General features: G+C 59.7%; 18 protein-coding genes. 13 read left to right on the top strand and 5 right to left on the bottom strand.

Annotated elements, in window-relative coordinates:
• Positions 1–107 precede the first annotated feature (107 nt).
• The 5 genes from bioB (at position 108) to htpX (ending at position 4,918) form a co-directional block, all read left to right on the top strand.
• Positions 108–1,196, top strand: a complete 1,089-nt coding sequence (gene bioB, locus G5193_RS08295) for a biotin synthase BioB (RefSeq protein ID WP_421205786.1) — start codon at positions 108–110, stop codon at positions 1,194–1,196.
• Entirely contained in the window at positions 1,193–2,389 is a 1,197-nt protein-coding gene (bioF, locus tag G5193_RS08290; RefSeq protein WP_421205785.1) for an 8-amino-7-oxononanoate synthase, read from the top strand. Before bioB ends, bioF begins: the two co-directional genes overlap by 4 nt.
• Complete coding sequence (bioC, locus tag G5193_RS08285; RefSeq protein WP_421205784.1) at positions 2,382–3,197, top strand: malonyl-ACP O-methyltransferase BioC; 816 nt, start codon at positions 2,382–2,384, stop codon at positions 3,195–3,197. The genes bioF and bioC overlap by 8 nt, the downstream gene beginning before the upstream one ends.
• A 60-nt stretch (positions 3,198–3,257) precedes the next feature.
• Positions 3,258–3,935 carry a dethiobiotin synthase gene (bioD, locus tag G5193_RS08280; RefSeq protein ID WP_227340888.1) on the top strand — a complete coding sequence of 226 codons (678 nt, stop codon included), beginning with the start codon at positions 3,258–3,260 and terminating at the stop codon, positions 3,933–3,935.
• A 110-nt stretch (positions 3,936–4,045) separates the two neighbouring features.
• Complete coding sequence (gene htpX, locus G5193_RS08275) at positions 4,046–4,918, top strand: protease HtpX (protein WP_069527876.1); 873 nt, start codon at positions 4,046–4,048, stop codon at positions 4,916–4,918.
• Positions 4,919–4,995: 77 nt separating this feature from the next.
• Here htpX and G5193_RS08270 read toward each other — a convergent pair whose 3' ends face one another.
• A complete protein-coding gene (locus tag G5193_RS08270) occupies positions 4,996–6,708 on the bottom strand; it encodes a methyl-accepting chemotaxis protein (RefSeq protein WP_266134426.1) in 1,713 nt (570 codons plus the stop codon).
• A gap of 224 nt (positions 6,709–6,932) precedes the next feature.
• Complete coding sequence (locus G5193_RS08265; protein WP_216954187.1) at positions 6,933–8,735, bottom strand: MOSC N-terminal beta barrel domain-containing protein; 1,803 nt, start codon at positions 8,733–8,735, stop codon at positions 6,933–6,935.
• A 125-nt stretch (positions 8,736–8,860) separates the two neighbouring features.
• On the opposite strand from G5193_RS08265, the gene G5193_RS08260 reads away from it, so the two are divergent.
• From G5193_RS08260 to yciA, 7 genes are all read left to right on the top strand, one after another.
• Positions 8,861–9,613: a substrate-binding periplasmic protein gene (locus G5193_RS08260; RefSeq protein WP_021231119.1), complete on the top strand. Its 753-nt coding sequence runs from the start codon at positions 8,861–8,863 to the stop codon at positions 9,611–9,613.
• 176 nt (positions 9,614–9,789) lie between these two features.
• Positions 9,790–11,436: an NAD(P)-binding protein gene (locus G5193_RS08255; protein ID WP_421205783.1), complete on the top strand. Its 1,647-nt coding sequence runs from the start codon at positions 9,790–9,792 to the stop codon at positions 11,434–11,436.
• Positions 11,433–15,008, top strand: a complete 3,576-nt coding sequence (nifJ, locus tag G5193_RS08250) for a pyruvate:ferredoxin (flavodoxin) oxidoreductase (RefSeq protein WP_421205782.1) — start codon at positions 11,433–11,435, stop codon at positions 15,006–15,008. The genes G5193_RS08255 and nifJ overlap by 4 nt, the downstream gene beginning before the upstream one ends.
• Positions 15,009–15,321: 313 nt before the next feature.
• On the top strand, positions 15,322–15,945 hold the full coding sequence (locus G5193_RS08245; protein WP_421205781.1) for a hypothetical protein: 624 nt from the start codon (positions 15,322–15,324) through the stop codon (positions 15,943–15,945).
• 30 nt (positions 15,946–15,975) lie between these two features.
• A complete protein-coding gene (locus G5193_RS08240) occupies positions 15,976–16,599 on the top strand; it encodes a DUF6988 family protein (protein ID WP_216954181.1) in 624 nt (207 codons plus the stop codon).
• Between the two features lie 243 nt (positions 16,600–16,842).
• A complete protein-coding gene (locus tag G5193_RS08235) occupies positions 16,843–17,691 on the top strand; it encodes an NAD-dependent epimerase/dehydratase family protein (protein ID WP_216954180.1) in 849 nt (282 codons plus the stop codon).
• Between the two features lie 59 nt (positions 17,692–17,750).
• Positions 17,751–18,155: an acyl-CoA thioester hydrolase YciA gene (gene yciA, locus G5193_RS08230; RefSeq protein ID WP_005337875.1), complete on the top strand. Its 405-nt coding sequence runs from the start codon at positions 17,751–17,753 to the stop codon at positions 18,153–18,155.
• On the opposite strand, the gene G5193_RS08225 is transcribed toward yciA, so the two are convergent.
• The gene (locus tag G5193_RS08225; RefSeq protein WP_005344394.1) at positions 18,156–18,380 is read right to left on the bottom strand and encodes a hypothetical protein; all 225 of its coding nucleotides are present in this window, start codon (positions 18,378–18,380) and stop codon (positions 18,156–18,158) included. It lies immediately after the preceding gene.
• Between the two features lie 107 nt (positions 18,381–18,487).
• Between G5193_RS08225 and G5193_RS08220 the strand changes: the two genes are divergently transcribed.
• Positions 18,488–19,333: an endonuclease/exonuclease/phosphatase family protein gene (locus G5193_RS08220; protein WP_005337873.1), complete on the top strand. Its 846-nt coding sequence runs from the start codon at positions 18,488–18,490 to the stop codon at positions 19,331–19,333.
• Between the two features lie 123 nt (positions 19,334–19,456).
• Here the strand turns inward: G5193_RS08220 and G5193_RS08215 are convergent, their stop codons facing one another.
• Entirely contained in the window at positions 19,457–19,753 is a 297-nt protein-coding gene (locus tag G5193_RS08215; protein WP_257493009.1) for a GrxA family glutaredoxin, read from the bottom strand.
• A 94-nt stretch (positions 19,754–19,847) separates the two neighbouring features.
• On the bottom strand, positions 19,848–21,287 hold the full coding sequence (gene dacB / locus G5193_RS08210; RefSeq protein WP_266134419.1) for a D-alanyl-D-alanine carboxypeptidase/D-alanyl-D-alanine endopeptidase: 1,440 nt from the start codon (positions 21,285–21,287) through the stop codon (positions 19,848–19,850).

Raw genomic sequence — 21,287 nt, 5'->3', positions numbered from 1 at the left:
CCTTGAGCGCGCGGGCCCGGCGGCGGGTTTTACGCTCACGCTCTTGCAAAAACCTTTTGCAAGGATGGCGGGCGCAGGATCCCACCAATAACAACCGGAAGCCATGTATGAATGCTCTCACCACGGGCGGTCACGCCCTTCGTCATGACTGGACCCTGTCCGAGGTTCAGGCCCTGTTTGCCCTGCCATTCAACGATCTGCTGTTTCAGGCCCAGAGTGTCCACCGCGCCCACTTTGACCCGAACGAAGTGCAGGTGAGCACCCTGCTCTCCATCAAGACCGGCGCCTGCCCGGAGGATTGCAAATACTGCCCCCAGAGTGCCCGTTATCACACCGGCCTTGAGGCCGAACGGCTGATGGAGGTGGAGAAGGTGCTGGAGCGGGCCCGCGAAGCCAAGGCCAACGGCTCGTCCCGTTTCTGCATGGGGGCCGCCTGGCGCAACCCCAAAGAGAAGGACATGCCCTACATCATCCGGATGATCGAGGAGGTGCGCGGGCTGGGGATGGAGACCTGCATGACGCTGGGGATGCTCACCGCCGATCAGGCGGCGCGTCTGGGGGCTGCGGGGCTCGATTACTACAACCACAACCTCGACACCTCGCCGGAGTTTTACGGCGAGATCATCTCGACCCGTACCTATCAGGACCGGCTCGATACCCTGGAACATGTACGCAGTGCTGGCATGAAGGTCTGCTCCGGTGGCATCGTCGGCATGGGTGAGCAGGCGAAAGATCGGGCGGGCCTCTTGATGGCGCTGGCCAACCTGCCGCGCCACCCGGAGAGTGTGCCCATCAACATGCTGGTCAAGGTGAAGGGGACGCCGCTGGAGGATCAGGAGAACCTCGATCCGTTCGAATTTATCCGCACCATCGCCGTGGCGCGGATCATGATGCCGGCCTCCCATGTACGCCTCTCCGCCGGGCGGGAGAAGATGAACGAGCAGATGCAGGCGATGTGCTTTATGGCTGGGGCCAACTCCATCTTCTATGGCTGCAAGCTGCTGACCACCCCCAACCCGGACGAAAACAGCGATATGCAGCTGTTCAAGCGGCTCGGCATTCGTCCCGCCCAGCGGGCCCAGAAGCCGGATCAGGTACAAGAAGAGGAGTTGCTGGCCGAGGTGAGCCGCCAGAGCGAACCTGCCGAGATGTTTTATGACGCTACCCGCCCCCGTGCAGAGACTGCGCGGTCATGACTGGCCCAGCAGTAACAGGCCCTTTTGCATTGGGCGCAGCGCTGGCCAAGCGCGAGCAGGCGGGCCTGCTGCGCAACCGCATCGCGACCGATGGGGCGAGTGGCGGGCGGCTCAGGGTCGCGGGGCGCGACTACCTCAACTTTTCCGCCAACGACTATCTGGGTCTGGCGGATCATCCCGCCATCAAAACTGCCTTCAAAGCGGGGATTGAGCGCTATGGCGCGGGCGCCGGCGCCTCGCCGCTGGTGACCGGTTACAGCCGTGCCCACCAAGAGCTTGAGAAGACCCTGGCCGAGTGGCTCGGGGTGGAGGCGGTGCTGCTCTTCAACTGCGGTTTTTCGGCCAATCAGGCGGTGCTCAAAGCCCTGCTCGGCAAGGAACACCTGCTGTGGCAGGACAAACTCAACCACGCCTCCCTGCAGGAGATGGGCAGCCAGCTCCCCTGCAAGATGAAGCGCTTTGGTCACAACGATATGGCTGCCCTTGAACGGCAGCTTGAGCCAAATCGCGGACTGATTGTTTCGGAAGGGGTGTTCAGCATGGACGGGGATCAGGCCCCCTGGGGGGAACTCGCGGTATTGGCAGCCCGGAGCGGCAACTGGCTGATGATCGACGATGCCCATGGTCTCGGCGTGCTGGGGCCAGAGGGGCGCGGCACCCTGGCGGCGCAGGGAGTTAACCCGGCCAGCGTACACATCCAGATGGGCACCTTTGGCAAGGCGCTTGGCGTCGCCGGTGCCTTTGTCGGCGGCAGTCGTGAGCTGGTAGAGTATCTGGTCAACTTCGCCCGCCACTATGTCTACAGCACCCATATGCCGGCGGCGCAGGCTTGCGCAGTCAGCAAGAGTATCGAGCTGGTGCGCGCCGCCGAGGATGCCCGCGCCCATCTTGGCCAGCTGAACGCTCGCTTCCGGCAAGGGGCAAAGGATCAGGGTTGGCAGCTTGGCGCGAGCGATACCCCGATCCAGCCGCTGCTGGTGGGGGAGAGCAGTGTTGCCCTGCAACTGGCTGAACGGCTGCGGGAGCGCGGCGTCTGGGTGAGCGCCATCCGCCCGCCTACTGTGCCAGTCGGTACGGCCCGGCTGCGCATTACCCTGAGCGCGGCTCACCGCGAGCAGGATGTGGATCGCTTGCTCGATGCCTTGGGGGTCTGCCCTGCAGTTACAACGCTTGGGGAGGCTCACTATGACTGAGCGTTTTCAAACGGTCGACAAGGCGCAGCTTGCTCGCCGTTTCGGCGCCGCCGCTCGTCATTACGATGCCCACGCCCGCTTTCAGCAGGAGGTGGGTCAGGCGCTGTTGGAATGGATGCCGAGCAGGCCGGTTGGCACTGATCTGACGGTGAGCGGGCTGGATCTGGGCTGCGGCACCGGCTTTTTCTTGCCCCAACTGGCGAACCGTTGTCACCAGCTGGTGGGGCTGGATCTCGCCCCCGGCATGCTGGCGCAGGCTGCCTTGCGTGACAGCGGCGCCCGCCTGCTCTGCGGCGATGCGGAGCAGCTTCCTTTCGCCGATAACTCGTTCGACTGGGTTTTCTCCAGTCTGGCGCTGCAGTGGTGCGAGCGTCCGGCCCAGGCTTTTGGCGAGCTGCTGCGGGTGGTCAAACCGGGCGGCCAGATCTTTTTCTCGACCCTGCTCGATGAGTCGCTCTGGCAGTTGCGAGCCGCCTGGCAGCGGCTTGATGGTCGCGCCCATGTCAATCGCTTCCTCAGCCTGCCACAATTGGAGCAGGCGCTGGCTAGCGCCGGGGTATCTGCTCCCGAGCTGCGTTGTATCACCTGGGATCTCGCCTATCTTGAATTGCCGCAGTTGTTGCGCGATCTCAAGGGGATTGGGGCCAATCAGATCAACGACAATCAAGGGGGCGCCGCCCCGGCCGGTCTGAGCGGTCGCGCCAGATTGCAGCAGCTGGCTCAGGCATATGAAGCATTTCGCCAGCCCGATGGCAGGTTGGTCGCCAGTTATCGGGTGTGTCTCGGTCGCCTCAGCAAGCCTTGCTGAGCGCCGGGAATTGCAGTGTGTGCAGGGCAGTGAGCCACTCCCTGCCAAGGAGAGAACCATATGAAATCATTCTTTATCACCGGCACAGATACCGATGCGGGCAAGACGCTGGTGGCACGCACTCTGCTGCGCGAATTCAGCGCACAGGGGATCCGCTGTGCCGGCTACAAGCCTATCTCGGCAGGGTGTGCCCGAACACCCGATGGATTGCGCAACCTCGACGCTGTTCTGTTGCAGGAGGCGGCGAGTGTTCAGCTGCCTTATGAGGTGGTCAATCCCTTTGCCTATGAGCCGCCGATTGCGCCCCATATCGCTGCCAGCGAGGCGCGCCAGCCCATTACCATGCAGGGGCTGAGCGAGGGGCTGCGCAAGATTGAACAGGCAGGGGCCGAGCTTGCAGTAGTGGAAGGGGCGGGGGGCTGGTATCTGCCGCTGGATCGCAAGCATCTGCTGTCGGATTGGGTGAAGCAGGAGAACATGCCGGTGATTTTGGTGGTGGGGGCCAAGCTGGGCTGTCTCAACCATGCACTGCTCACCTTTGCTGCCATTCGCAACGATCGGTTGCCAGTGGCGGGATGGGTTATTAATCGCCTTCACAGTGCCATGAGCCACTATCAGGAAAATCTGGACACCCTGAGGGGGATGTTACCGGCCCCGTTTCTGGGGGAAATTCCCTTTATAAACAATCCATTTGAGGCTGATTTGCAGGGGCGGCTTGATATCTCTCCGCTCTTGTGACGTCACATTCAGCGAACATTCATCGAGTCTCCCTAAAATTCATCCATAACATGGAGATAGGGAGGTCGAGTGATCTCTCTCCGTGTCTTTAATTCTCACAAGGAGTCTATATGAAGCGAATTATGCTATTCCTGGTGACCAACCTGGCCGTCATGCTGGTGCTGGGGGTGGTACTCAATATCCTGTTCTCGGTTCTGGGGATCAACAAGTCCAGCATTTCCGGGCTGTTGATGTTCTGTGCCGTGTTCGGTTTTGGGGGTTCCTTTATCTCCTTGCTGATGTCCAAGTGGATGGCCAAGCGCAGCTATGGCGTCCAGGTCATCGAGCAACCCCGTAACGAGACCGAGCACTGGCTGGTGAGCACTGTTGCCCGTCAGGCCCGCGAAGCGGGTATCAAGATGCCGGAAGTGGGGATCTACGACTCTCCCGAGATGAACGCCTTTGCGACCGGCGCCCGCCGAGATGATTCGCTGGTGGCGGTCTCCTCCGGCCTGCTCTACAGCATGAGCCGTGACGAGGCGGAAGCGGTACTGGCCCACGAGGTGAGCCACGTTGCCAACGGCGACATGGTGACCCTGACCCTGATCCAGGGGGTGGTGAACACCTTCGTGATGTTCTTCGCCCGCATCGTGGCTGGCGTCATCAGCAACTTCTTCAGTTCCAACAACGAGGAAGAGAGCAGCAGCACCGGTGGTTTTGCCTACATGATCACCGTGTTTGTGCTGGAGATGTTGTTCGGCATTCTGGCCTCCATCATCGTCATGTGGTTCAGCCGTCAGCGCGAGTTCCGTGCCGATGCCGGTGCCGCCAAGCTGGCAGGTCGCGACAAGATGATTGCCGCCCTTGAGCGCCTCTCCCGCGGTGCCGAGCCGCAGCTGGAAGGCTCCATGATGGCCTTTGGCATCAACGGCAAGCGCTCCATGAGCGAACTGTTCATGAGCCACCCGCCCATTGAGCAGCGTATCGCCGCCCTGCGTGGTTGATAGATACTGAATGACAGGGGATAACCCCGCATAAAAAACGGCTGCCTTGGGGCAGCCGTTTTGTTTTGCAGCCTTCTTTAAAGCTTGAAGTGCCCCATCTCCTGGCGCAGCACCCGTGACAGCTGCTTGAGCTTGGCTGCCTCTTGGGACACGTGGCGGGCGGCATCCCCCGATTGTTCCGAGAGGGAGGTGATGTTGCCGACGGTAGAGACCACCTCGTTGGCGGCGGTGGACTGCTCGCGCAGGGTGTGGCTGATCTCTCCCATCAGACCGGTGAGATTGGAGGCGTGGCTCTGGATGCTGGCGATTGCCTGCCCGGTCTGGTTGGCCAGTGTGACCCCGCGGGAGACGTTGTTGACCGTGTTCTCCATGCTGCGGATAGAGGCATCCGCCCCGCTCTGGATCTTGCTGATCATCCCGGTGATCTGCTGGGTCGAGGCCGCCGAGCGGCTGGCCAGATTGCGTACTTCGTCGGCAACCACCGCAAAGCCACGTCCCTGCTCACCGGCCCGCGCCGCCTCGATAGCCGCGTTGAGGGCCAGCAGGTTGGTCTGATCGGCGATGCCGCGGATCACGCCGATGATCTCCGAGATCTGCTGGGTATGGCTGTTGAGTTCTGCGATGGTGCTGGCTGCTTCACCGACCGTGGTGGAGATATTCTCGATGCTGCCAAGCGTCTCCTTGATGACCCCGGAGCCCTCCTCCAGCGTGTCGGCTGAGACCTTGCTGAGCTCGTCTGCATGGCTGGCATTGTCGGAGAGGTGGCTGATGCTCACCACCAGCTCTTCGATGGCGGCGGCCATGGTCTGGGTACTGGTTTGCTGATCGGTGGCGAACTGGGCGGTCTGCTCCGCTATCTGGGCGATGCTGTCGGCCGAATTGGACAACTCCTCGGTGGAGTGGGATACCTTGCCGATGATCCCCTTGAGGGTGCTCTGTGTGGTGCCAAGCAGGCCGATAAGACTCTCTTTCGAGCCTTGGGGCACCTTGATGGGGCGGGAGAAATCCCCTTCCGCCAGCAGATGGAGATCGGTCTTGAGCTGTTCGACCGAGGTGCCCACCAGATCGAGCAGGGAGCGATAGGTGCGCCAGAGGAAGAACATCAATACCAGGCCCAGAGCGATAAAAAGGTAGCGCAGCATGTCGGTATTGGCGGTGGCACTCTCGACCGCCTCCTGGTTGCGCCCCTCCATCATCACGTAGAAATCGTCGATGGGTGACATGATGCGACCCTTGTTCTGGTGATAGGCCTTGTCATGCATCATGGCGATGGCCTTCTGCTGGTTGGCGGCCAGATCACCGTCCGTCTGCTGCACCAGTTTGAAGGCAGCCACCTCGGTGTTGACCAGTGCATCCGAGTTGTTCTTGGCCTCGTTGAGCTTGGCGAGTTCAGCATCGGTGAAACCGGCATCCTTCATCAGATCGATCAGGCCGCGGCGAACATTGCTGTCGGGGCGAGGATTCTGGCCGTTGGCCGCGACAAAATCCCAATAGATACGGTTGTAGCCATCCGGTCTCGGCTGTTCGCCGTTGCGAATGGCCAGTATCCGCATGTACTGCTGCTCGTAGGCTGGATCCTTGGTGATGACGTAGGTGCGACCGAGTCGGGTCAGGTCATCGGAGGATTGGCGCAGCTCGTCGGCCAGCAGGTAGGAGAGATATTGTTGTCGATAACTCTCTTCCAGTTGTTTACCCGCCCAGCTGTAGGCGAAAAACACCAGTGACAGCAGGATCAGGGTGATCACGGAGAGCAAGAGGTTGAGTTGAAAGGCGGGTTTGTTCTGTTCCATGGTTTGAGCGTCCTTATTCTCACCGGGTAACCCCCTTGGTCAGACGGCAAAGGCCGCTACGTCGGAGGGGTTTTGTTGTTATTGCTGTGAGTATAGAAGTCATCGTCGGCATGGTTGCGCAGGCGGGGCGAGAAAGAGACGAGAATGGAGGAACCGCGGGTCGACAGGGGGGAAAAGGTCGGCCAGGATCGGGGCCCAGCCAGCCTTTTCGTGGCTCGATCACCTTATTTGATGACGATGTCTGTGAGCGGTACGGCGCAGCAGGTGAGGATTTTGCCCTCTGCCCGCTCGGCGGCACTGATGGCGGGGGCGTCGGGGTGATCCACCTCGCCCGAGATCAGCGTCTGTTTGCAACTGCCGCAGATCCCGGCGCGGCAGCTCCAGGGCAGCTCTACGCCTTGCTTGTTGGCCTGATCCAGCACAGTGCCCTGATTGTTGCCGGTAAAGGCTTGGGCGCCGATACGCAGTTGTACCGCCTGATGGGGGCGGGCCACCGAGAGAATGGCGCCGCCAAAACTCTCCTGTTTGATCCGTGCGGCCGGAACGCCGAGGGCCGCAACTTTGGCGGCAGCATCGGCCATAAAACCGTGGGGGCCGCAGATAAAGACCTCTTTTTCGGCCAACCCTTTGACCAGTCGCAGATGCTCATCATTGAGTCGCCCTTGCAGCCCCTGCCAGTGATTGTCCGGCTGGCTCAGGATAATGGTGAGGGTCATGCCCTGCTGCGCCATGGCGTACAGTTCGCTGGCGGCGGGAATGTCCGCTTCACTGCGGCACAGGTGCATAAAGTGAACCTCTTCCAGCTCCCCGCGTAGCGCCAGGGTGCGGGCTATCGCCAGCATGGGGGTGACGCCGGAGCCTGCGGAGAGCAACAGGAGGTTGCGCTCGCGGCCTAGGTGAAAATCGCCAGCGGGGTTGGCGGCCAGCAGCCGATCACCCACCTGCAACTGCTGGTGCAGCCAGTGGGAGATGCGGCCACCCTCCACCTTCTTGACGCTGATGCCGTAACGCTCCGGGTGATCCGGCGTGGAGCTCAGGGTATAGCGCCGCTGGATCCGTTCATTTTTGATATCGAGGCTGATGGGCAGATGCTGGCCCGGCAGGTAGTCGGGCAGAGGCTCGCCATCGGCTGCTTCGAACCAGAAGGTCTCCAGAGCCCGCGCCAGCGGTTCGCGGGCCATGCAGACCAGCTCCCGCTTCTTCGGCGCGGCGGCGGGATAGACCACCGGACGGGTGCGCTCCAGCACTTCTATCTCGCTGCCTGCCTCAATCCAGCCCTCGTTCAGCGCCACCAGATTCTGGCCGAAGTAGACCTCGCCATCCTCGCCACGGCGGTAGCGGGTAAGGGTGGCCAGCGGCTCTTTCAGGGCGTTGAAACGATCGGTGCCCGCTTCCACCGTGGTCATGATGCAGCGGCTGCAGGGCTTGACCACTTTAAATTCCACTTCGCCGATGCGGATGCGCACCCAGCTGTCCTCCTCGAAGGGCTGGGTATTGCTTGCCACCAGATTGGTGCGGAACTGGCTCATCTGGTGCAGCGCATCGGAGCGCAGATTGAGATCCTCAAGGGAAGCCTGGCTTATCAGCAGCAGCGGATAACCGTCGGCAAAGCTGACCCGGGTGCCGGTCTTCTCGCGAAAGCGATCAGAGGTCTCACCCAGCCAGAGCAGTTGCACCGTTTCCCCTGCCACCCGGCTCAGCCACCCATCGGCTTTGGGGTCGGTGTGCAGGGCGGTGAAACGGTCGCTCCAGACTCCGGTAGCTTGCGGGGCGCAGCTGAAGTCGGCCTCTTGCAGGGTGAGCGGTTCAAAGCCCGGATAGCGCAGTTGCAAGCCTCCTTCGATGGGGGTGGCCACGACCTGTTGCAGCTGGGGATGGGTACGGGCGGTGATAAAGGTGCCGTCCGGTTTGACCACCATGTAGCGGCGATCCCCTGCCAGTCCCTCTTCGGTCACCCGGGCGCGAGCCAGCGGCATACCTGCAGTCGATTTGATGGGGTAGAGGTGAATGCTGTCTAGCCTGGGCATCTTCATATCCTTGTGACGCGGCGCGATCGCCTAGAAAAAGGGGAACATAACGGTTCCCCGGCGATCCGGCAATCCTTTCAAGGGGGCGGTCTATAGTTGGGAAAAGAGAACAAGAGGGCATCGGGATGAAAATAAGCTGGTTGCTGGCGGGGAGCCTTTTTTGCCACGGGCTCTGGGCGCAGGAGCTGACCCTGACCACGGGAGAGTATCCCCCTTACTGCTCCGAGACGCTGAAATATCAGGGGCTTATCCCCCATGTGGTGAGCGAGGCATTCAGGAGTGAAGGGGTGAGCGTCAAGTTCCAGTTTCTGCCCTGGAAGCGGGCCTTTCGCTTGTCGGAGGAGGGAGTGGTGGATGGCACTGTCCACTGGTATGAGTCGAGCGAGCGGCGCAAAACCCATCTCTACAGCGATCCCATCCTGAGCGAAACCTACGTCTGGTTCTATCTCAAGTCAGATCCGCTGGAATGGCGTGGCTATCAGGATCTGGCGGATCGCAAGCTGGCTGCGGTCAGTGGCTATACCTACAATGCAGATTTTTTTGCAGCCATCGCACAGGTTCCGCTGCAGGTGCAGTTCGTCACCCGGCTGCGCCAGAGCTTTGATCTGCTGCTCTCCGGCCGCGCCGACCTGACCCTGGAGAACATAGATGTCGGCTACTACTCCCTGCGTCAGTTCTACCCGGCCAGCACGGTCGATCTCTTTGCAACCCATTCAAAACCCGTGATGAAAGTTGAAGGTCACCTGTTGATCAGCCGCAAGCGTGCCAACGCTGACGAGCTGATCAAAACCTTCAATCGGGGCCTCGCCAAACTGAAAGCCAGCGGTCAGCTGGAGAAGATGTTACTTGAGTCACGTTCTGGTCTCTATGAACCATAAAGTGCAACATTTTTTGATCCTGATTCGCTAATCAGTACAAAAAAGCGGCCATTATCGACTCAGTTCCCAGTTTCTAACGCTTTCGCTTCTTCCCCATCCGGCCACCGTCCGCCTCGGCTACACGGTATCAAGCGCCATCGGGTGGGGCCTGTCACACAAAAAGAAGAAAGCAATGTATGAGCAAACAACTGGACATGACCCCATTGCCGGATCTCTCCCTGAAAACGGGAACAGGCCCGGTGCGTACCCGGCTACCCGTTTGGCGGCCGGCCCTGCCACCCTGCAATCACGCCTGCCCGGCCGGAGAAAATATCCAAGCCTGGCTCTCTTTAGCGCAGGCCGGCCGTTTTGAGGCGGCCTGGCAGACCCTGATCGAAGAGAACCCCTTGCCCGCCATTCATGGCCGGGTCTGCTATCACCCCTGCGAGAGTGCCTGCAACCGCGGGCAGGTGGATGAATCCGTCTCCATCCATGCCATCGAGCGCTTCCTCGGCGACGAGGCGCTGGCCCGTGGTTGGCTGCCTGCGCCACCGGCCCCAGCCAGCGGCAAGAAGGTGCTGGTGATCGGTGCCGGTCCCTCCGGCCTCTCCTGCGCCTGGCACCTCAACCGGCTTGGCCATCAGGTGGAGATCCGCGAAGCGGGGCCGCTTGCCGGCGGCATGCTGCGTTTTGGCATTCCCGCTTACCGCTTGCCCCGCGACGTGCTGGATCGGGAGGTGGCCCGCATCGTGGCTGCCGGGGTGACGTTGACTCTCAACCACAAGGTGGAGGATGTGCTGCGTGAGCGCGACGAGGGGGGCTTTGACGCCGTCTTTATGGCCATCGGCGCCCATCTGGCCAAGCGGGTCGATATTCCGGCCCGGGAAGCGGGCAAGATCCTCGATGCGGTGAGCTTCCTCGAACAGGCCAGTCTGGCCGAAGAACAGGGCTTGCCGCCCCCTAAACTGGGACGGCGGGTAGCGATTTATGGGGGTGGCAACACCGCCATGGATGCGGCCCGTACCGCCCGCCGTTTGGGCGTTGAAGAGGCAATGATCATCTACCGCCGCGACCGGGACCATATGCCGGCCCACGCCTTTGAAGCCGATGAGGCCGAGGAGGAGGGGATCAAGATCAACTGGCTGCGCAGCATCCGCCAGCTCGACAACACCAATATCGAGGTGGAGGTGATGGCGCTGGATGCAGAGGGCAAGCCGGTACCCACCGGCAAGTTTGAAACCCTCGAAGCGGATTCCCTTATTCTGGCGCTCGGTCAGGAGGTCGACCTCTCGGTGCTGGAGAGCATCCCCGGCGTGCGGGTCAACAAGGAGGGGGTGGTGCAGGTGGCGGGCAATCTGATGACAGATGTCGCCGGGCTGTTTGCCGGCGGCGATATGGTGCCCTCCGAGCGCACTGTTACCATCGCCACCGGTCATGGCAAGAAGGCGGCGCGCCACATGGATGCCTGGCTGCGTGGTCGCCACTATCAGAAGATGCTCTCCTACCCGCTGGTGGGGCCGGAGCAGTTGCAGCTCTGGTTCCAGACCCACGCGCCCGCCAGCAATCAGCCGGTCAAACCGGCGTGGGCGCGGGACGACTTTGGCGAGATCATCGGTGGGCTGGATGAGGTGGCCGCCCGTTACGAGGCGGCGCGTTGCTACTCCTGCGGCAACTGCTTCGAGTGCGACGGCTGCTACGGCAGCTGCCCCGAGCAGGCCATCGAGAAGCTGGGGCCGGGCAAGGGCTATCAGGTGGATGCCGAGCGCTGCACCGGCTGCGGCGCCTGCCACGACCAGTGTCCTTGTCACGCCATCGAGTTGCGCCAACCACAGGAGTCCCAATGAAACATGAACTGATCATGGTCGACGGCAACGAAGCCGCGGCCCGGGTGGCGTACCAGCTGAGTGAAGTGTGTGCCATCTATCCCATTACCCCGAGCTCGACCATGGCCGAACTGGCCGACGCCTGGGCGGCGGAGGGGCAGACCAACCTGTGGGGCAACATTCCCACTGTGGTGGAGATGCAGAGTGAAGGGGGGGCGGCCGGTACGGTACACGGCGCCCTGCAGGCGGGGGCGCTCGCCACCACCTTCACCGCCAGTCAGGGACTGATGCTGATGCTGCCCAACATGTACAAGATCGCCGGTGAATTGACCTCGGCGGTGTTCCATGTGGCGGCCAGATCGCTCGCGGCGCAGGGGCTGTCGATTTTTGGCGACCATCAGGACGTGATGGCGGCGCGCAGCACCGGCTTTGCCATGCTTGCCTCCGGCTCGGTGCAGGAGGCGCAGGACTTGGCCTTGGTTGCCCACAGCGTCACCCTGCAGTGCCGGGTGCCTTTCATCCACTTCTTCGACGGCTTTCGCACCTCCCACGAGGTGAACAAGATCACCGCCCTGCATCGGGATGAAATTCGCGCCCTTATCGACAACGACTGGGTGCGCGCCCACCGCGCGCGGGCCCTCAACCCGGATCATCCGGTGATGCGTGGCACCGCCCAGAACCCGGATACCTATTTCCAGTCCCGCGAGAGCGTCAACCCCTTCTACGAAGCGGTGCCGGCACGGGTGCAGCAATGCATGGACAATCTCGGCGAGCTGACCGGCCGCCACTACCGGCTGGTGGAGTACCACGGCGCGCCTGATGCCACCGATGTGATCGTGCTGATGGGCTCGGGGGCGGCTACCGCCCGCACCACAGTGGATTGGCTCAACCAACAGGATCGCAAGACCGGGGTACTGGTCATTCGCCTCTATCGCCCCTTCCCGGTACAGGCGCTGCTCGATGCGCTGCCGCAGAGCGTGCGGCGCATGGCGGTGCTGGATCGCACCAAGGAGCCGGGCGCCGGTGGCGAGCCGCTGCTGCTGGATGTGCAGAGCGCGCTGATCGATGGCTTGCAGCGCGGCCTTATCAAGCGGCTGCCGTGGCTCAGTGGCGGTCGCTACGGCCTCTCTTCCAAAGAGTTCACCCCCGCCATGTGCGCGGCGGTGTTCGAGGAGCTGGCATCCGATGCGCCGCGTCCGCGCTTTACCGTGGGGATAGTGGACGACGTGTCGGGCCTCAGTCTGGCCTGGCACCCCATCGGTGATCTTGAGCCCGCCAGTCGGGTGCGGGCGCTCTTTTTCGGCCTCGGTGCCGACGGCACCGTGGGCGCCAACAAGAACAGCATCAAGATCATCGGTGAGCTGGAGGGGTTCCACGCCCAGGGCTACTTCGTCTACGACTCCAAGAAGTCGGGCTCGCGCACCGTCTCCCACCTGCGCTTTGGCCCCGAGCCCATCGACGCCCCCTGGCTTATCGAGCAGGCGAGCTTTATCGGTTGCCACCAGTGGGGCTTTGTCGAGTCGGTGGATCTGCTGGAACATGCCGCGGAAGGGGCGACCCTGCTGCTTAATGCCCCCCATGAGGCGGACAAGGTGTGGGACCAGCTGCCCGAGCGGCTGCGTGCCCGTATTCGCGCTCTCGATATTCGCCTCTACTGCATCGACGGCGATCGGGTGGCCGAGCGCAACGGCATGGGCAATCGCATCAACACCATTATGCAGACCTGCTTCTTCGCGTTGGCTGGCATCTTGCCGCGGGATGAGGCGATTGCGCTGATCAAGGAGAGCATCGAGAAGAGCTATGCCCGCAAGGGACCCGAGGTGGTTGAGCGCAACTTCGCGGCGGTGGATGACACCCTGGCCCATCTCCATCAGGTGGCCATCCCGGCCGGTGAGGAGCAGATCAGCGACTATCCGCTGCCGTTGGCGCCGGGGGGCAGCGAGTTTGTCCAGCGCGTCACTGGCGAGATGCTGGCGGGGCGCGGCGATCTTATTCCGGTCTCCATGTTGCCGGTGGATGGCACTTACCCCACCGCCACCAGTCGCTTCGAGAAGCGGGATATCGCCCGCGAGATCCCGATCTGGCACTCCGATATCTGTATCCAGTGCGGCAACTGTGTCTTTGTCTGCCCCCACGCGGCGCTGCGGGCCAAGTTCTACCATCAGGACTGGTTGGCGACCGCCCCCGAGGCGGCGCAGTCGGTGCCCGTCACCGCCAGGGGCTTCCCCGACAGCCGCTACACCTTGCAGCTCTATCCGGAGGATTGCACCGGTTGTGGCCAGTGCGTGCAGGCTTGTCCGGTGCGGGCAGGAGCGGATGAGAGCCATGAAGGCGAGCGCGCCATCGCCATGATGGACAAGGCGCCCCATCTGGCTGGTCAGAAACAGGCGCTGCGCTGGTTCGAAAGCCTGCCGTGGCCTGCCCGCGAGCGGGTGGACTTCTCCACGGTGCGCGGCACTCAGTTCCTCGAACCCCTGTTCGAGTTCTCCGGTGCCTGCGCCGGCTGTGGCGAGACCCCTTATCTCAAGCTGTTGACCCAGCTGTTTGGCGATCGCATGCTGGTGGCCAACGCCACCGGTTGCTCCTCCATCTACGGCGGCAACCTGCCGACCACCCCGTGGGCCAAGAACGGCGAAGGGAAGGGGCCCGCTTGGTCCAACTCCCTGTTTGAGGATAACGCCGAGTTTGGCTTTGGTTTTCGTCTCACCGCCGATCAGCATCACGGTCAGGCGGTGGCGGCCCTTGAAGCGATGAAGGGGGAGCTGGGCGCCGAGCTGGTCGATACCTTGATTAGCGCCCCGCAGCGGCTGGAGTCGGAGATCCGCGCCCAGCGCACCCGGGTCGCGCAAGTGCGCGAGCGGCTGGAAGAGGTGAAATCCGGCAAGGCCCGCGAGCTGCTGTCACTCATCGATCAGCTGGTGCGCCGTTCGGTCTGGATCATCGGCGGCGATGGCTGGGCTTATGACATCGGCTCAGCGGGGCTCGACCATGTGCTCGCCTCTGGGCGCGATGTGAACGTGCTGGTGATGGATACCGAGGTCTACTCCAACACCGGCGGCCAGATGTCGAAATCGACGCCGCTTGGTGCCGTCGCCAAGTTCGCGGCGGGAGGCAAGACGCTGGCCAAGAAGGATGTAGCGTTGCAGGCCATCTCCTACGGCAACGTCTATGTTGCCCGCATCGCCTTTGGTGCCAACCCGCAGCAGGCGCTGCAAGCCTTGCGTGAGGCTGAGGCCTATCCGGGCCCGTCGCTGATCATTGCCTACAGCCACTGTATCGCCCACGGCATCGATATGGAGTTTGGCCTGACCCAGCAAAAACGCGCCGTGGCCTCCGGTCACTGGCCGCTGATGCGCTACAACCCGGTACTGCGACAAGCGGGGCAGAACCCCTTCAGCCTCGACAGCCTGCGCCCCTCCATTCCCCTTGCTGAATACCGGCAGGAGGAGACCCGTTATCGGGTGCTGGCCCAGAGCCATCCGGAGGAGGCTGAGCGGCTGATGCAGGTGGCGCAACAAGTGGCGTGGCAGAAGTGGGCCACCTACGAGGAGATGGCCACCCGCGAAGCCAGCCATTTCCATCCGCCGGTGTGAGGATTGTGTGAGTGAAATATAACCAAGCGGGCCATTGGCCCGCTTTTTATCTGGCTATCAAGGTTAATATATATTTTTACACATATATTTATTTGTTGTAGATGTATAAATGTGTGGTGTTAATAAGACATACATTTCATATGTAAATAAGGTACGTTGGTCATATTCTCTATGTAAGAAAGTTCAAGTTAACTAACAATTTGGTGTTAGACTAGGTAATGATGTGGTTGGTGATTTAGAACGAGCTTGGAAAAATATATAAGAATTTCATCTTGTGTGATATAGGCATTTATAATAAATAGGAGTGCTGTAAATGACAGAGTTCGAGAGGTCTTTAGAAAATTGGAAAGTAATCACTGATGAGAATGTTCATTATGACTCAGTAGGTGCTTTGGCTGAGGCAACAGTCTCAACAAGTCCAATTATAGATAAATTATCAACTTGGGCTGCGGCAGGTAGTGCGGCTGTTGCAGGGTTATCAGTAACTAATGTCGATAAAATGGCTAATTTTTATGAGCAATCTGAACTTAAGTTCCTATTTTCTTGTTTAGCTGTCTCATTATTATTCTCATTGTTTCAAAAATATTATGCAATGTTGTGTTCGCTTAGCATTTCTACTTCAATCGAAGTAAGAGAACGTTTGATTCCAATAATTGATAATTATGAGCAGCATGTTCAAAACATAGAGAAAATGGCAGAAAGAAATGGTCTGGATATAAAATCTGAGTTTGACTTAATGAAAAGCATTTCATCTTTCCAAAACTTATGTCCATGGTATATGAAGCTGGCGTTGAGCAGATCAATGAGCAAGGCAAAAGAAAATCGGAACTTTCATCATAAAAGGATGATTGTAAATTACTTTTGGCAGAGCGTAATGCTAATTGTTCAGTATTTTGTTTTGGTTGTATTTGTTGGCATGTCTGCTGTCTATCTTTAGAGTTAGGTTAATAATGGAGAGTAATAATATATGGATATATTTACACAGTCGACAAAATTGTCGGAAGAGCTGTATAAAGTTATTAATTGTCCGCTTTGTGATAATTCAGCACGCGTTGTGATTAGTGATGTGGCATGTAGCTTATCATTGGAACATTGGCATTCAATAAGAGTAACTTTAGAGCTTGGCTATTTACCTTCTGCTCTTGTCGTTCATAGATCGCAATTTGAATCGATAGTTCGTTCCATTTGGTTACTATATAGCGCTTCAGATGCTCAGTTAGCAAAGCTGAGTGTTGAATTGACTTTAGAGTCGGAACAAGCAGCGAAAAACATTCCACAAATGTCACTAATGATGGATGCACTAGCAAAGGATGCTCCTATAGAAGCATTCAAGGCTCTTTCTCGCTTCAAAGATCATTCATGGAAAGCTTTAAACTCTTATGTACATGCAGGTATCCATCCTATTCGAAGACATAGTGAAGGATATCCAGTAAAGCTAATTCATGATGTGCTAAAAAATGCAAATGGACTGGCTATTTTAGCTTGTATGCAGTCTGTTGTATTATCTGGTCGGCTGCCACTGCAACGTGAAATATTGAAGTTGGCAGAAAAAAGAGCAATTTGTATGCCTCCGATATCAAATAATCTCTAACAATTTTCTGAGTTAAGTTCTGTGATTGTAGCCTTTACTCTTTTCTCTGTCCCTCAGGCTGACCGAGCGAGGGAAGTGATGTGGGGGTAAATATGAATCTGGGTGTTGTTAGCAGATAGACAGATACCGCCGTCTTGGCGGCATTTGTCTATCTGTAGGCTCTAGGAGAGTTGGCCAAGACTTCCTTTTCCGACCAAGGCAGGTAAGCTGCGGGGCAAATAGCGTCAAGCAGGAGAAGGGACGATGACAGAACAACATATCGCCGGGACGATCGGTATTCTGGGGGCGGGTTGGCTCGGGCTGCCGCTGGCGCGGGCCCTGCTGGCGGCAGGCAAGCCGGTGGTGGTGACGGTCAGCAGCGCCGAGAAGGCGGCCCGTCTGCAGGGGGAGGGGATCGCTGCCCATCCGCTGACCATCTCTGCCAACATGGGCTCTGCCGGGATGCCCGTTGCTGATCAACAAGCGCCGTGGCCCATCCCCTGCGAATCGTTGGTTATTTGCGTACCGCCCAGCAAGACCGATGACTATCCGCAAGCGGTGGCAAAGGCCTGTCAGCTTGCCAAAGCGAATGGCACCCGGCGGGTGCTGTTTGTCAGCGCCACCTCGGTATGGGGTGCGGGTCAAGAAGAAGGTGAACAGCCCCAACCCCGCCATGCCCGTGGCGAGCGGATGCTTGCGGCGGAGCAGGCGGTGCTGGCGGCCGGTTTCGAGACGGTGATGATAGTGCGCCCCTCCGGCCTATATGGCCCGGATCGCCATCCCGGCCGTTTCCTTGCGGGCAAAACGCTGGATGGCGGCGCTCAGTCGGTCAATCTGGTCCATCTGGACGATGTGGTGGCGGCTTGCATGCTGCTGCTGGAGCGGGGCAAGGATGGGGATGTTTTCAACCTGAGCGCGCCGGTGCATCCGCGCCGCGAGCAGTTCTACCCCTTTGCGGCGCGTCAGCAGGGGCTGCCAGTTCCGGTCTTTATCGAGCCTGCCGGTGAATTTCAGCCCATCGACGGTCAGCTGATTTGCCAGCAGATGGGATTCAACTATCGCTGGCCCGATCCGGCCCACTGGTTTGCCGAGCTCGCCGCCTCGGGCAATTGAGGTTTGCCAAGGGGGTGATCGCCCCCTATCATGCCGCCATCCATGAGAGAGAGGCGGTAATGATGGTAGATACAAAACGTCACCCCGATGGGGAGTTGTTGCTGAGAACCCTGGCAATGCCAGCCGATACCAACCCCAATGGCGACATCTTTGGTGGCTGGATCATGTCCCAGATGGATATAGGTGGGGGCATTATGGCCAAGGAGCTGGCAAAAGGACGTATTTGTACCGTATCCGTCGAAGGCATGACCTTCCACAGTCCGGTCAAGGTGGGCGATGTGGTCTGCTGCTACGGCCGCTGCATGAAGATCGGCCGCAGCTCCATGAAGCTCAAGCTGGAGGTGTGGGTCAAGCCGGTACTGCGGGAAAACGATGCCCAGCGTTACTGCGTGACCGAGGGGATCTTCACCTATGTCGCCATCGACGAACAGGGCAAATCCCGCCCGGTTCCGGTGAGTGCCTGATTAAATCAGCCGGGCATTGATGATGGATATTTCCTGCTCAAGCCCGGTTTTTTGCCGTATCATGCGTTCCAGCATCTCTTCCGAGCCCACATATTGCAGGGTGTCGAACAGGCAGAGATCGCATTGAGGGTCCCGTCTTATCTGGTAGACGGTGGACAGCTCCACTTGATGACAATTTCCTTGTTGATCATAAAACGTCACGTTGTACCGAAGTTCTTTCGCCATGAGACAAGGTCCTTCTGGTTGGGTGGAACAGGGACTATCAGCTTAGTCGGCGTGGATGACGTTTGTGATGGTCGCAACAAAAAGCAAAGGCGGGCGGTTGTTAGCCAATGAAAAATAGTTATCGCATTCTTGGCACCTCCCTGCTGACCCTGGGGTTGGTAGGCTGTTTTGAGGTGCCGGATCAGAACCATCTGGTCACAGCTCAAGGGATTGTGCCGGGACTCGACTGCCAGCGTCCGCCGCTGGTAGCGTTGGCGACCACGGCGCTGCCCCGTGAATTCGGGGTGACGGTGTGGAATCTCTACAAGGGCCAGCGCAAAAACTGGCGCGAAGGGATGGACAGTTATGCCAAGGGGCAGGATCTGGTGCTGCTGCAAGAGTCGGCCACCCGTCCCGATATGCTCGACTGGCTGCGCGCCGGTGATTTCCAGTGGCAACAGCTGCAAGCCTTCACCCAGGGCGGCGTCTCGTTCGGGGTGATGACGGTGGCCAAGACCCCGCAGGCGTTCGTCTGTGGCGTGCGCTCCCCCGAACCTTTGCTGCGCATCCCCAAATCCGGGCTGGTCAGCCTCTATCCGCTGCAGGGCGATCCTGATGGCGTCATGGTCATCAATATCCATGCGGTCAACTTCGAACTGGGGATGGCTACCTTCCGCGAGCAGCTCAACGATCTGACTGCGCTGGTGCGCCGCCATCAGGGGCCGGTGATCCTGGCCGGTGATTTCAACACCTGGAGCGACAAGCGCCAGTTCTGGCTGAATAAATTGGTGGACGAGCTGGGTCTGCAAGAGGCCGTGCCGGTGCCTGACTTGCGCCGAACCGCCTTCGGTCGCCCGCTGGATCACCTCTACTACCGCAATCTGGATTTGGTCGAGGTGAGCTCACCGGCGACCGACAGTTCGGATCACAACCCCATCATTGCGCGCTTTGCCGCCCAGTCTGTGACTCCCTGACCCCAGTCTGTGACTTCCTGACAAGGGATGGTGCGAGTTCCGCTAATAAAAAATCCGGCGCCTGATGGCGCCGGATTTTTTATACGCTCTAGCGGTCAACCCGCTCGGGATGACCCGCAGGCATTACTGGTAGAGACCCAGATTCTCTTTGGCGTAGGCTTCGAAATCGGTGCAGCCACCGATGTGCTGCTCGTCCAAGAAGATCTGCGGCACGGTATTGACCGGCTTGCCGGCGCTCTTGGCCAGATCTTCTTTTGTGATGCCTTCTGCATGGATATCCACGTAGCGGAATTTGAAGTCATCGCGCTGTTCGGTCAGCTGCTCGGCGATCTGTACGGCACGGACACAGTAGGGGCAACCCGGGCGACCAAAAATCACTGCAAACATATTTTCTCTCCGTTTTTTAAGCCGTTTATGTATGGCCGTTAATATGAGGCAGGCAACAGCATAGCCCTGCCTCGTGGCGACTTGAAGCCGAAATTATCGATACCGTGATTCGAGTGGGCCTATTGGCTCAGCTCTCATCGGCGATCTGGATCGGCTGCTGCTGATAGATGCTCTCCAGCACCCCCTTCTCGAATACAGTCCAGGGCCACGGCGCCTTGCTGGCACGGTAGCGCTCATGGGTGGCCGGATCTTGGGACAGGCCGCGCTGGAACATCACGAACGCCTTGCGCTGGCCGCCCGCAGTGTCGATAAAGCCCACCAGATTGGAGGTGCCGGTGATGGTGCCGGTCTTGGCGTGGACCTTGTTCTTCATCATGGGGGCGGTGACACTGCGGCGCCACGCCAGGGTGCCATCTACCTGAGAGCTCGGCAGCAGCTTGATCAGGCCAAGCTCGGCATCATTTTTCTGGATGAAGTTCAGCACCGACATCATCTGACGGGCGCTGATGAGATTGTGAGCGGAGAGACCGGAGCCGTCAGCCAGAGTGGCGTTGCCCAGATCGATACCGTTCTTGGTCAGAATGGCGCGCACCGCCATGGTGCCGCTGCGATAGCTGCCCGGCTTGTTGTAGTAGTGACGGCCCACGGTTTTGAGGAAGGTATCGGCGTAGAGGTTGTCCGATTTCTTCAGCATCTTGGCGAGCATCACCGGCAGGGAGACCGAGTAGTGGGTGCCCAGCGTCTCTGCCCCTTCAGGGGCCTTGTGGGTGACCCGCAGCAGGCCATCATGCTTGATACCGGCCCGGTTCATCGCCCAGCGGATATTGTCCCAGCCCCAGGCTTCCACGTCGTGGATGGCGAAACGCAGCCCCTGCGGCTCTTTATTCGGGGTGATGCAGCCCTTGAGCTCGTAGAAGTTGCCCTTGGCCATGTCCACTTCCAGTGCGCAGAACTGGCGCGCCATGTCGCCATAGCTCATCACCTCCACGTTGTCGGCCCCGACCCCGATGGGGACGCCGGTGGCCACATTGCCCACAGCTGGTTTGCCGATCTGGGTGGCGGTGATGGTGGCGTAGGCGCAGTTCTTGTCGATGATGACCGAGGAGACAGGTGCTGCGAAGCAGAGGGTCTGATCTCCCCACGACCAGCCGTTGCCGCGCTCGTAGCCGTTGTAGGCGCCGGTGTTGACGTAGACATTGCCCTTGATGCTGGTGACGCCGAGCTGTTTGAACAGGGCGAGCAGATCCATGCGGGAGAGGGTGGGGTCGCCGACGAAGTTAATCCAGATATCGCCGTTGATGGTGTCACCCTGTTTGGCGCCCGGCTGGGACTGAATATCGGTGGCGAAGCGGAAATCGGCACCCAGCTCGAGGCGGGCCGCCAGCGCGGTGAGCACCTTCATGGTGGAGGCGGGGGCGATCATCTGATCCGCATGGCGGGCGAACTCGACGCCGTTATTGCCCTGCACCATGATGGCGTACTGGCCACCCTGAGGGGGCGTCAGCGGGGCGGCATGAGCCGCCAGAGAAGAAAAGAGAGCACAAAAACCAATCAACAGCCGCTGCAT

Source organism: Aeromonas sp. 601027 (genome assembly GCF_049174455.1).
GTDB classification, from domain to species: Bacteria; Pseudomonadota; Gammaproteobacteria; order Enterobacterales; family Aeromonadaceae; genus Aeromonas; species Aeromonas veronii_A.
The sequence above is the reverse complement of the archived record's forward strand: the minus strand, read 5'-3'. Positions and strand labels throughout refer to the sequence as shown.

Bases quoted from the DNA above. Each gene is read 5' to 3' on its own strand.
- bioB (WP_421205786.1), top strand. From the start codon at position 108: ATGAATGCTCTCACCACGGGCGGTCACGCCCTTCGTCATGACTGGACC.
- bioF (WP_421205785.1), top strand. From the start codon at position 1,193: ATGACTGGCCCAGCAGTAACAGGCCCTTTTGCATTGGGCGCAGCGCTG.
- bioC (WP_421205784.1), top strand. From the start codon at position 2,382: ATGACTGAGCGTTTTCAAACGGTCGACAAGGCGCAGCTTGCTCGCCGT.
- bioD (WP_227340888.1), top strand. From the start codon at position 3,258: ATGAAATCATTCTTTATCACCGGCACAGATACCGATGCGGGCAAGACG.
- htpX (WP_069527876.1), top strand. From the start codon at position 4,046: ATGAAGCGAATTATGCTATTCCTGGTGACCAACCTGGCCGTCATGCTG.
- G5193_RS08270 (WP_266134426.1), bottom strand. From the start codon at position 6,708: ATGGAACAGAACAAACCCGCCTTTCAACTCAACCTCTTGCTCTCCGTG.
- G5193_RS08265 (WP_216954187.1), bottom strand. From the start codon at position 8,735: ATGCCCAGGCTAGACAGCATTCACCTCTACCCCATCAAATCGACTGCA.
- G5193_RS08260 (WP_021231119.1), top strand. From the start codon at position 8,861: ATGAAAATAAGCTGGTTGCTGGCGGGGAGCCTTTTTTGCCACGGGCTC.
- G5193_RS08255 (WP_421205783.1), top strand. From the start codon at position 9,790: ATGAGCAAACAACTGGACATGACCCCATTGCCGGATCTCTCCCTGAAA.
- nifJ (WP_421205782.1), top strand. From the start codon at position 11,433: ATGAAACATGAACTGATCATGGTCGACGGCAACGAAGCCGCGGCCCGG.
- G5193_RS08245 (WP_421205781.1), top strand. From the start codon at position 15,322: ATGACAGAGTTCGAGAGGTCTTTAGAAAATTGGAAAGTAATCACTGAT.
- G5193_RS08240 (WP_216954181.1), top strand. From the start codon at position 15,976: ATGGATATATTTACACAGTCGACAAAATTGTCGGAAGAGCTGTATAAA.
- G5193_RS08235 (WP_216954180.1), top strand. From the start codon at position 16,843: ATGACAGAACAACATATCGCCGGGACGATCGGTATTCTGGGGGCGGGT.
- yciA (WP_005337875.1), top strand. From the start codon at position 17,751: ATGATGGTAGATACAAAACGTCACCCCGATGGGGAGTTGTTGCTGAGA.
- G5193_RS08225 (WP_005344394.1), bottom strand. From the start codon at position 18,380: ATGGCGAAAGAACTTCGGTACAACGTGACGTTTTATGATCAACAAGGA.
- G5193_RS08220 (WP_005337873.1), top strand. From the start codon at position 18,488: ATGAAAAATAGTTATCGCATTCTTGGCACCTCCCTGCTGACCCTGGGG.
- dacB (WP_266134419.1), bottom strand. From the start codon at position 21,287: ATGCAGCGGCTGTTGATTGGTTTTTGTGCTCTCTTTTCTTCTCTGGCG.